The organism is Arthrobacter sp. 05T410, assembly GCF_056396505.1.
On the sequence record NZ_JBFTLP010000034.1, the window covers coordinates 25,212 to 35,597 of the forward strand.

Annotated in this window: 11 protein-coding genes and 1 pseudogene; 6 read left to right on the forward strand and 6 right to left on the reverse strand. The window is 64.9% G+C overall.

Features of this window, described 5'->3' with window-relative positions; all coding sequences use genetic code 11:
• Window positions 1–41: 41 nt before the first annotated feature.
• From AC1DFR_RS21720 to AC1DFR_RS21730, 3 genes and pseudogenes are all read right to left on the reverse strand, one after another.
• Window positions 42–359 (reverse strand): hypothetical protein, encoded by a 318-nt coding sequence (locus AC1DFR_RS21720; protein ID WP_476874440.1) that lies wholly within the window; start codon window positions 357–359, stop codon window positions 42–44.
• Entirely contained in the window at window positions 356–1,375 is a 1,020-nt protein-coding gene (locus AC1DFR_RS21725) for an SDR family oxidoreductase (RefSeq protein WP_476874441.1), read from the reverse strand. Before AC1DFR_RS21725 ends, AC1DFR_RS21720 begins: the two co-directional genes overlap by 4 nt.
• A 357-nt stretch (window positions 1,376–1,732) precedes the next feature.
• Window positions 1,733–1,914 (reverse strand): annotated as a pseudogene (locus tag AC1DFR_RS21730) (IS110 family transposase); the annotation flags it as partial.
• Window positions 1,915–2,477: 563 nt separating this feature from the next.
• On the opposite strand from AC1DFR_RS21730, the gene AC1DFR_RS21735 reads away from it, so the two are divergent.
• The 3 genes from AC1DFR_RS21735 to AC1DFR_RS21745 all read left to right on the forward strand — a co-directional run bounded on the left by AC1DFR_RS21735 (window position 2,478) and on the right by AC1DFR_RS21745 (window position 5,184).
• Window positions 2,478–3,092: a hypothetical protein gene (locus tag AC1DFR_RS21735; protein ID WP_476874442.1), complete on the forward strand. Its 615-nt coding sequence runs from the start codon at window positions 2,478–2,480 to the stop codon at window positions 3,090–3,092.
• A gap of 620 nt (window positions 3,093–3,712) precedes the next feature.
• Window positions 3,713–4,105, forward strand: coding sequence for a GntR family transcriptional regulator (locus AC1DFR_RS21740; RefSeq protein WP_476874443.1), 393 nt, complete (start codon window positions 3,713–3,715; stop codon window positions 4,103–4,105).
• Window positions 4,102–5,184, forward strand: coding sequence for a DUF1648 domain-containing protein (locus tag AC1DFR_RS21745; protein ID WP_476874444.1), 1,083 nt, complete (start codon window positions 4,102–4,104; stop codon window positions 5,182–5,184). The genes AC1DFR_RS21740 and AC1DFR_RS21745 overlap by 4 nt, the downstream gene beginning before the upstream one ends.
• 502 nt (window positions 5,185–5,686) lie before the next feature.
• Here the strand turns inward: AC1DFR_RS21745 and AC1DFR_RS21750 are convergent.
• A complete protein-coding gene (locus AC1DFR_RS21750; protein WP_476874445.1) occupies window positions 5,687–6,574 on the reverse strand; it encodes a response regulator in 888 nt (295 codons plus the stop codon).
• Between the two features lie 25 nt (window positions 6,575–6,599).
• Entirely contained in the window at window positions 6,600–7,028 is a 429-nt protein-coding gene (locus tag AC1DFR_RS21755) for a hypothetical protein (protein WP_476874446.1), read from the reverse strand.
• A 958-nt stretch (window positions 7,029–7,986) separates the two neighbouring features.
• On the opposite strand from AC1DFR_RS21755, the gene AC1DFR_RS21760 reads away from it, so the two are divergent.
• From AC1DFR_RS21760 to AC1DFR_RS21770, 3 genes are all read left to right on the forward strand, one after another.
• Entirely contained in the window at window positions 7,987–8,169 is a 183-nt protein-coding gene (locus AC1DFR_RS21760; RefSeq protein WP_476874447.1) for a hypothetical protein, read from the forward strand.
• A 195-nt stretch (window positions 8,170–8,364) separates the two neighbouring features.
• Window positions 8,365–8,511, forward strand: a complete 147-nt coding sequence (locus tag AC1DFR_RS21765; protein ID WP_441410653.1) for a lmo0937 family membrane protein — start codon at window positions 8,365–8,367, stop codon at window positions 8,509–8,511.
• 797 nt (window positions 8,512–9,308) lie between these two features.
• A complete protein-coding gene (locus AC1DFR_RS21770) occupies window positions 9,309–9,485 on the forward strand; it encodes a hypothetical protein (RefSeq protein ID WP_476874448.1) in 177 nt (58 codons plus the stop codon).
• A 142-nt stretch (window positions 9,486–9,627) separates the two neighbouring features.
• Here the strand turns inward: AC1DFR_RS21770 and AC1DFR_RS21775 are convergent, their stop codons facing one another.
• Window positions 9,628–10,188: an SRPBCC domain-containing protein gene (locus tag AC1DFR_RS21775; protein ID WP_476874449.1), complete on the reverse strand. Its 561-nt coding sequence runs from the start codon at window positions 10,186–10,188 to the stop codon at window positions 9,628–9,630.
• Between the last annotated feature and the right edge of the window lie 198 nt (window positions 10,189–10,386).

Here is a 10,386-nt window from a genome sequence, read left to right on the forward strand (position 1 = left end):
GGCGCTGCTGCCAGGTACGGAAGCAATACGGCTGACGATGATCATCGAAACTCCCCCGCCGCGAAGACCAACGCAAGGGCCGCGCTGACTTCAGCAGACCTCCGGTGACGGCTATCCAGCACGGCGAGAACGACCATACTCGCGGCGTGGACCACATCCACACTGCCTCCGACAAGGCGGGCAGCGCGCCCGCCGCGGACAGTCAGCACCGCCTGAACCAGGTGCCGTGCGCCGAGGATCCGGATCATCACGCGGGTCCTGCCGTCCGGTATCTCACCCAGTAGCCGGCCGGAAACGTAATCCGGTGCCAGCAGCTCGCACATGCCGTAGGCCGCCCGGACCAATTCCAGCGGCTTCACCGGGTTGCCGACCGCAAAAGCGCGCGGCCCGTGATCGCCGCGGCCGCAACGAGTCCGGCTGCGGCCGCGCCCAACGCTGCATGGTGTTGGGAAGCCCAAAGCTGCGCGCTGCGATTGGTGGCCCTGGAGTCAAAGATGCCACGCATCCCGAAATCCTTCCCTGTGTCGGCAGGCTCCCAGAGATTCTCGGGTTGATCGGGATGGCGGGCTTCCGGGGTCTGCTGGGCGTTGAAGCCTGTCTTGGCCAGGTAGCGGTCGAGCAGGCCTGGGGCGACGGCGTTCGCGATGAGGGTCCCGGCAGTGCTGCCACCGACCCAGTACTCGCGACGCCTTGAATGGTCCGCCGCGTACACAACCGCCCGCGCCGCGACCTCGGGCTGGTAAATCGGCGGCACGGGCTGCGCCTGTCGCGGAAGACGGGACAGGACCCAGGAAAACTGGGGCGTGTTGACCGCCGGCATTTGCACCATCGTGGTGTGGATCCCGCTCGACTCATGCAGCAGTTCACACCGCAGCGATTCATTGAAACCCTGGATAGCATGTTTCGCGCCGCAGTAGGCGGTCTGCAAGGGGATTCCCCGGTAGGCCAGGGCGGACCCGACCTGCACTATGACGCCGCGGTTTCGCGGTCGCATGCGCTTCAGGGCCGACATTGTTCCGTAGACGTAACCGAGGTAGCTGACTTCGGTGACGCGCGCGAACTCACCTGCGGAAATTTCCGAAAATGGAGAGAAGACCGAAGTGAAAGCAACGTTGATCCAGACATCGATGGGGCCCAACTCGCGCTCAATTCGCTCGGCGGCAGCATCGAGAGCATCAGCGTCGGCGACATCGACGCTCAGAGTCCACGCACGCCCACCGGCAGCCTCCACCTCCTTCGCGGCACCGGCCAGGCCCGCGTCGCCACGGGCGAGCAAGGCGACGGTGGCGCCCTGACGGCCAAAGGCAACTGCCGATGCGCGCCCGATTCCGCCACTGGATCCGGTAATAACGACAAGACGCCGGGCTTTGTCCATGAGTGGGACTCCTTAGAGTTTCAGAAATCGCGTCAATTGCCGCCCATCCTGCACGGGCGCCGAGCCGGGTCCCCCACTAAGACTTCAATCTAACGGGAATCATTGCGTAAGCGCAACAGTCTGCAGGCTTATGGGTCTCAGGAAGGTCGTTCTCGTCGACATGGCCCTTCCGCATGCTGGCGACTCTGCACTATTGCAAAGCATGCGTCACGACCGGGAACCCCGGATCAACCGTTATCCAGACACTCCTGGAGAGGGTTCCGTGGACGACCGATTCGGCACGAGTGGAACTCCGCAGGCCCGTGTCGTCAGGTGGCCATAGAGCCCGCCTGCGGGAACTCGGATGTGGGTGGTGCCGTCGCGGAGCATGGCCCAGAGAAGGTTGAGGCGGCGCCGGGCCAGGGAGAGCATGGTCTGGGTGTGGGTCTTGACTTCGGCTCGCTTTCGGTCGTAATAGGTCCGGGAGCCAGGCAGCTCTTCAGGGCCGAGAGATCCGACCGGTAGAAGACCCGCAGGAGCTGCCGGTCGTAGCCGCGGGGCGGTGGAGGTTGCCGGAGCCCCGCGGGGGTCCGGTGTTTGGTCCGGATCACGGCCGGTGTGAGGCGGGGCGGCCGGGCTCCAACGCCCCACCCGGTCGAACCACAAATCGGGAATTTCCTGTCTCCGGAGCAACGACCGTGGCCTGCACTCCGGCTCCCAAGCTCGGAGATCGCCGCGGCAACGGCTTCCGCCAAGGCAAAAAGTCCCCGGCCCCTCGCGGACCCTTCGGACGACGGTCAACGCGAGAGAGTCTTGAGCGGTTCGTAACTTGCGGCGGTGATGGCGTGGAAGTGGTTATGGCATGAGTGTCAACGCCGACGACAAACCGACGGAATTGCGCCACGATAGACACACCTGCCCCTTGTCTCGTCCCCGTTTCGCGGATAACCAGGCCGCGTTCGGTCGGACCCGGTCCGGTAGAGGTGACTCGGAACAGCACCGTCCCAACCCCGCCGCACGGGCTTCCGGGTCAAGTTACCGGGCGGCGAGCAAGTACCGTCGATGCCCGCGGACGGGCAAATTCGAAGGGCAGTTGGACCCAACATGACAGAAAGGAACCCCCATGAGCCCCGACTCGCGCAAAGCGGGCACACCCAAGACCGGGCCACTTAACACCGACCCCGTTGAACAGGCTCCGAGCGCCAAGGACACGGCAGCGGATGAGAAGGTGCAGCTCCAGCTGGCCATTTTCGAAGTCACGCAGGTCGCCCGGGGCAAGAGCCTGGGTGAGATCCAGCAGATGCTCCTGGCTGCGTTCTCGCGCCGCGGGGTGGAACCCCCGCCCGGCATCTGGCTGGACTCGGTGGCTTCGGCGGCCTATTACGGTGAGCCCTACATCGTTGACCTCCCCGCCGCGGTGGCAGCGGACGGCGTAATGCCCGCTCCGAATGAGAAAGTGCGGCGCAGGCTTGCCTCACGTCGGCGTCTCCGACAGCAGAGGCTTCCGGCCGGTATCTTCCCCTCCCCTGCCGAATGGGAGGTGACGGACAACGAGGTCACAGGTGGCAGCACCGGCCATCCCGCACACGGGTTTCCCCGTGCCGTCACCGGGCGGCTGGGTGGACCGGGCACGGCCTTGGCCGCGGCCGTGCTGATCGTGGCCGCCGTAGTTGCCGTGCGCGCCGTGAGCGCGGTTCGCCAGGAGCGTGCAGGCAGTCGGTCGGGCCGCCCCGGGTAACCGAGGGGCAACGACGCGGTCCTGACGAGAGCGCCGAACAAGAAGAAAGTACAAGCTTTTCAAGGATCTGCGGGGTGACAAATAGCGCTGCGAAAAGACCGCCATTTATCGCTGCGAGTCACAAGCCAGCACCTGCACGGAACGTAGCGGCGCGTTCCTGGGCACGGTGATCGACCGGCATACGGACAGCTGGAAGGGCTTTATCCTCAGTCGACGGAGCGATTTGAGAAACGGTTGATAACAGTTCGCCAGGGGAATGTCCGCCCGACCGGCTCGTGGCTTTATGTGTGGGTTGATACTGCTGATGGAGCGATGGCGTACGTCGGTGCCACCGGCTTTGACCCTGAGCTGCGAGCACACTTGCATCTGACAAGTGACAACCCCGACCATGGGCGAGTGCGCGCATCGGTTCCGCGCTTTCAGGAGCGGGACTTTGACGTTTTTGCGTTCAAGCTCCCAGATAACCTGTCGCGCTCCGAGGTAAGACCGCTCTAGTCGGGCAGCTTGTCGATGGTGATCTTAAGGTCACGGAGAAACACAGATGCCGGGATACTTCCCGGCGTTCCCAGAGGCCGCCGGTTGTTCTATAACTAATAGAACAACCGTGTGAGGTGGGAAGGATGATCCTCAACGTCGACCTGGCCAGAGAGATACCGATCTACCAGCAGCTCCGGGACCAGATCGTGGAGGCGATCGCCGAAGGCGCGCTGACCGAGGGCAGCACCTTGCCGGCCACCAGGACGCTCGCGGCCGACTTCGGCATCAACTTCCACACCGTGAACAAGGCCTACGATCTCCTGCGCCAGGAAGGCCTGATCAGGCTCAACCGCAAGACCGGCGCCGTAGTGACCCCGACGGTCGCGGACCCGCCGTTCCCCGCAGAGTGGACCGCGAGAGCACGGACCCTGCTTGCCGAGGCCGTCGCCAGAGGCCTGCCGGCCGACGAGGTCCTCAAGACCTGCCGGGCGATACTCGAGTCATTTGGAACCACGCAGCCAGAGGACACCCCATGACCGTTGCCATCATCCTGAGCTCCGCGCTGCTGGCACTCGTGCTCGTGATCGCGTTGATGCTGCCCTCCATCACCAGCCCCGCCGTGCCCTTCGGGGTCCGGGTACCGCCCCAGCATGCCGAGGACCCGACGGTGGTCCGGCAGACCAGCATCTACCGCTGGCGGGTACTCCTCGGTGGAATCGCCACCGCCGGTGTCTGCGTGCTCATCTACGCCGTGACCGGCGCAACGCTGGTGTTGCCGCTGTCGGTGCTGGTGCTCGACGCCGTCTGGTACGGCTGCTTCTTCCTGGCCAACCACGAGATCCGGGCCGCCAAGGCCGCCGGGGGCTGGTACCAGGGCCTGCACCAGGGCATCGCGGTGGACACCGAACTGCGGACCAATCCACCGCGGTTTCCCTGGCTCTGGCTGGCCCCTGCACTGATCATCACGGCCGCCACGGTAGTGATCGGCGTGATCAGCTACCCGTCGATGCCCGGGACGCTCGCGGTGCACTACAACGCGAACGGGGTGCCCAACCGCGTGGTCGCCAAGTCGGTCGGCGCCGCCTTCTCACTGGTGTTCGTGCAGATCGGCGTGACCGCGCTGCTCGCGGGTATCGCGGCGGCCATCGTCCGCAGCCGGCCCGATCTCGACCCGACACACCCCGTTACGTCCGCGCGCTGGTACCGCCACTACATGTCACTGGGTGCCAAAGCCCTGCTCGGGCTGACCGCGATGATCGACCTGGGAATGTTGGGATCATCGCTGCTAATGTGGACCGGGACGGTCACACCGTGGGCGCCGCTGGTGATCGGCCTCCCGATCCTGACCGCCGCCGTGGTGGCCGTCGTCATCCTGGCCAGGAACAACCGGGAGCGGAACGACGCCGGGGAAGACACCGGTCTGATCCACCGGGACGACGACAAGCAGTGGCGCGGTGGCCTCTTCTACATCAACCGCGAAGACCACGCGCTGGTCGTTCCGCGCCGGTTCGGTCTGGGATGGACGCTTAACTTCGGCAATCCCAGGGCAGCGATGCTCCTGGCCGGTGCGGCCGCGCTGATCGGCCTGGCGATCAGCCTCCGTTTTGACGGCTGACACCCATCATGGCCTCCCGAGTGGGCTTATGTCCCTCCGCAACGTTTATCGGTAACTTGCAGAGTAGCTTTCAGCTATTAGAGTCTTCGGTATCGAATGCAGGCAGGCGAACACGATGTCCGGGGAAGCGGCGCATATCACCGCTGACCAATCTGGCGGGTGCCCTTGTCGGTCGCTCCGGCCCAGGCCAGCCCGGGCGGGCTCCCACGCCACCCGAGCCCACCCCCACACCACACCCGCCCAGTGCGGGCGGATAGCCGCAGCCCGCCCATTCTTACCCCCCACGCCAGTGGTAACGGCAAGAGTTACCGGTGAATGACAGTCTCTGCCTGTTTCATTCGGAAAGCAGCGTTGGGACCCGGCGGCCTTGTCCGTCCATGTCCCCGTGCGCCCCTTCAGCGAGCCGCCGTTGGGCCTCGAGCTTGGCGTCCGTCCCGGACACCACGGAGGCTCTCCGGGTCCATCAGGTTTGGAGAGCCGGGGGAATCTCCGCTCCGGACTCTTAAGTGCTGCTCTGTTGAGGACGCCTGACTCTCAGCCCGGTCCGGGCCGCAGTAAGGGCGGCGGCGAGCCGGGCGGCGTCCGTTGCCCGCTTCTGGTCCGTGGGTGGCACGGTGCCGGCCTCGCTGGTGCAATTCAACAGTGCCGCCGTGACTTCGGGGATCAGGTCCGGGAATTGGCTGGACCGGTAGCCTCCGTCGGAGGGGTTTTCGGAGTGGTCGAGGGTTGCGGTGACAAGCAGGGCGGCCTGCGTCCTGGTCGCGGTGCCGAGTCTCGTCAGAATGGTCGAGACCATGTTCTTCACGGTTTTTTCTGCCAGAAACATCTCCTTACTGATTTGGCGGTTGCTCAGTCCTTTCCCCAGGCCGATCGCGGCAGTCATTTCCTGTTTCGTGAGAGTCAGGAGATTCTCATCCGGGCGCTGTGGCTGGAGCAGGAAGAACGGGGCCACGATCGCCGGGTAAAACCGGCCGCTGTACGCGGTGTGCCCGGCCAGAGCCCGTCGGATGAGCCGGAGCTGTTCGCTGCCCTCATCGTCTTTGGACAGGCATCCCCACGCGCCGGCCAGAATGGCGTCGATCAGCACGGCCTCGCCGCCCTCCTCGGTCATCAGCACACACCGGATCCGCGGGTCCGCCACGGCAACGGCACGGCACACCTCGGCACCGGAACCGTCCGGAAGGTCATCATCAATAATGACCAGCTCCGGGCGAAGGGCAGGAATCCGCCGGACCGCTTCGCGCGCGGATCCGGATTCCCCGGCGATAACGAGACCATCGAACTCCAGCAGCTGGCGCAACCCCCGCCTCACGACCTCCTGATCGTCCAGCAGGTATACGCCCCGACCGACAAAAGCGGTGCACGGACGGAGTTCCGGGTCAGCCATCATTGCTCCGTTCCCTAGCCCCAGGGTGTCAGTCGGGTATTTCCATTTGGAACCCGCAGCTGCAGTGCAGGACCCTGGTGCGCAGGTACACCTCCAGGGGGCCTTCACCGGTCAGTTCCGTTGAGAGCGTGGCATGGACGCTGCGCTGCTGGGATCCGGCCATTGTCATCGGTTCCCCGCAATGGAGGTAGTTGCCGCCGAACTGAAGCACCCCGGATCGTTGGCCCGGCCGGTTCAGGACCAGAGCAGCATCCCCCACCGAGGCGGCGTGGGCGTAAAAGAAGTCACATTCAACGCAGGTGTACGCGACGTCGACCAACCCCATGCGCGGTGGCCGGAGGGTGTCGATGGATTCGATGATCAGGTACTCATCCGTCTGGCATTGAGCGCACCAGAGCCGCTGCCCCTGGGACCCGCTGGACGGCCCCGGTTTGCGCGGATGGGAAACGGTAGACATGACAGACTCCTTTGCCCGGGAAAGCGGGCCCACACCCAGCGGCCCCGCTTCACTCGTCGTGCCCCCGTGAATCAGGCTAACTCCCGGTCCTGACACTGACAAGGAACCGGCGAGCCGAGGGGCCATGCCTGCACCGCCGCCCGCTGGGTCAGCCCACCCGTCCGGAACCGCGGGACGAGCCGGGCTCCGGGGCCACTTGGAACCGTTGACCGATACAAACCATTGCCCCCTGTAAATTCACCCACCGGACCAGGCCCTCGTCATTGCTTGCTGCCAGGTTCCAGGGACAAAGGAACGCCCTCAAGGCCTCCGCAGACAGTCCCGGCCGGTCCATGATGCGCATCGAGGTCAAAGCGTACGTTCCCATTGACAGTCGCAGCCCGGCATCCTAAATTTTCTATGTGCCCGGCCACGCCGGGACGGTTTTGCTTCACCCCTTGATAGCTGTGCCAGATAAGCGGGCTACGCCGCCGGACGCAGGAGGCCAAGATGTTGAAGTCACCGCTGCACGAATTCGTCAACGACTGCATCACCCGGAACCAGGACGCTGACGGGCTCACCCAGGAAGAGCTGTACGGCCTATACCTCAGCTGGTGCTCCCTCCGGGGAACTCCACCAGCCCCAGCCAGAAGTTTCAGAGCCGGACTGCGCGCAGCGAACATCCAGCCCGACCACCACCGCGGCCTCTGCACCGGGCTGGCGATGACCGGCCCCGCGGCCTGCGACTACATCCTCCACCGGGAACTCCCCCTCGCAACGCTCCCCCAGGAGATCCAAAGAAACGTCGACGACGGAGCCACCCCGATCGGCCGCAAACCTGCGGAAAGAAACGGCCCGGCAGCGGCTCCGGCTGCCTATAGCCCTGCCGATTCCCCAACCTGTCGGGAAATGCCGGCGCTTTCTGGACGTTGCAAAATTGTGCCTTTTGCCCGGAAAGATCGTGTGCGACGATGCGGTCATGAGCGAACATACCGAACCCGGGCCGGCCCAACGTGCCGCCCCGTGGACGCGCCGCGAGGACCTGACCACACACCAGATGCGCACCATCGGGCAACGGCGCGCGGCCGCTGAGGAAAAGCTCGCACGCCATCTCAAGGAAGCACACCACCGGGCCGGAGAACACCCTCCGCCCACGGAATAATCTCCTGACGTCTAAACGGCTGCATCAGCTCCGCCCCACGCCGCACCGGACCGGGCCGCCGCCGGGTGCGGGCCGCATGAACCCGGACCGAATCTGTCCGAGCCCCAAACATGGAACGCCGCACGCCAACACACGCAGACCGGCCAGAGGCGCAGAATCAGCCACTTTTACCACAGACAAACAAGGGAGACTCTCATGTTGCTTTGGATAGCCATCATCATCGCCGTTCTCTGGCTTCTCGGCCTGCTCGGAGGCATCGGCGGCGGGCTCATTCACCTGCTTCTGGTAATCGCCGTGGTCGTCCTGATCTTCCACTTCCTCCGCGGCAGGTCCCGCGTGTAAATACGAAACGATGTTCCCGCCACATTGTCGGACGGTCGGAACGTGCCGGAAGATCATCCATGACGCCCAACCACACAAGACGCCGGGACAGGACCGACGAAGCGCGTTTGCCCCCGGTCTCCTGCGAACGAAAGACATGGAGTGGAGGACTCCCGGCCGCAGATCCCGGTCACCTGAGGCACGGCCAATCTCGTTGAACGGCCGGCAGCAAGCGGACCGCAGGATCGCTGGACGGCGAACTGCACGGACGATGCGGCTCCATCAATTGGGAGGGCATCAGGCCGCCGGCCAATGGCCTAGTTGTTGCATCCGAAACGGAAGGCAGTCCCGAGTCCTATCCATTCCAGGTGCTTTTTGACTCTGTAGGAGGGAGACGTGATGCCCGGCCGCACGCCGGTTGAGGAGAGCGTGCGGCCGGAGTCTATGGATCGAAGGCCGAGCAGGGGTCGGCATTTCGGGGCTATTCTCAATGTCCCTCTTCGCGCTGAGAACAGCCTGAGAGCCGTCCCTCCACGGTCCCGCATCCCACCGGCCGGGCCGGAGCCGTCAGCCCACCAGATTAGGTGGTTGGCCCGGGCCAGTTCCAACGCCGCCCCCCGGCCAACCACCGCCGCGCGGCGCGCCCCACTGAGGGCGGACGGCCACGGCTTGCAAAACCTACCTCCGCACCCGCCGTGCGGCAAGAGCCCGAGGCCCACAGGATCAGAGTGCCCGCGCTGCATCGAAGCATGGGAGAGCCCCGCAGCTAGTGTTGACGAGAACGAGGCAAATAGAATCTGGCTGGAGGTCACTGTTGCATGAGCGAACCTTCAACTTTGAGTTTTACTCTGACGTACGCCGCCACACTTGGAGTGGCGCTGCTGTTCTTCCTGGCTCAGATCATCGCCATGAGCGCACTACTGGCCTTGGCAGGAATCAGCGCTGCACTGGCCGGGACATTCCAGTCCATGGCTCGGCTCCTGTCACGGTTCTGATGGTTGTGTCGCGTATTTCTGGCCCCTCGAGGGCGGTTGAAACTTGCCCCACCCTGCGATGACTGGCAAGTCTTGTCGCGGGCCCGTCTGCGGTGCCTCACCGACTTGGGGTCTCAGCCAGGGCGCCGCAGACGAGGGAGTTTCAACGTTGGAACCCGCTGGGGGTTGCGCCCGGCAGATCTGCCGTCGTGCTAGGTGAGCCTTGCGGCCAGCTCCTGGTATGCGGGGTGGAGTTCTTGCCACCGCACCCGTGCGTCGCAGCGTTCGCGGCCGGCGAGGTAGGCGGCGAGATCTTCGACGTGGATCTGGTCTCCTGCCCCGTAGGCGGCGATCTGCTCCAGGGCACGCCACGGTCCTCGATGACCAGGATGGTTTGGTCGCCGTCAGCGCTAAGCGTCGCCTCGATCACGCCGTCCGGTTCGTCTGGCGCCTTGGTCAGAATCAGGAGCCGCCCCGGGGGCTGGCAAACTTCCACACGACAACTGCCTTCCCACCCGCTGGCAAAGTAGCGGGCCCCACCGCCCTCGCGAAGATCGCCTTCTACCTCGCCGAGCCAGCGGGCGAGACGGCCGGAATCGGTGAGGGCTGACCACAGGTCATCCATATCGGTGTCGAACCGGTCCTCAAGTCGCACGATGCCCTTGCCCTCCGCCGCTCGCAGGGTTCCCAGCGTGCGCACGCTTCCAGGGGTGCTGTTGGTCACGGGGTTCTCCTTCGCTCACGGTTGCCGCGTGCTATCTCGGTGTGCTGGGCATCCAGCCGCTGTTCCCACAGGGCCACGTATCGATCCAGCCAGTCGTAGATCTCAGTGAGCGGCTGTGGGCGGAGGGAGTAAACCCGCCGTTGCGCTTCTTGGTGCACCTCGACCAGACCCGCTTCTCGCAGCACCCGCAGGTGCCGC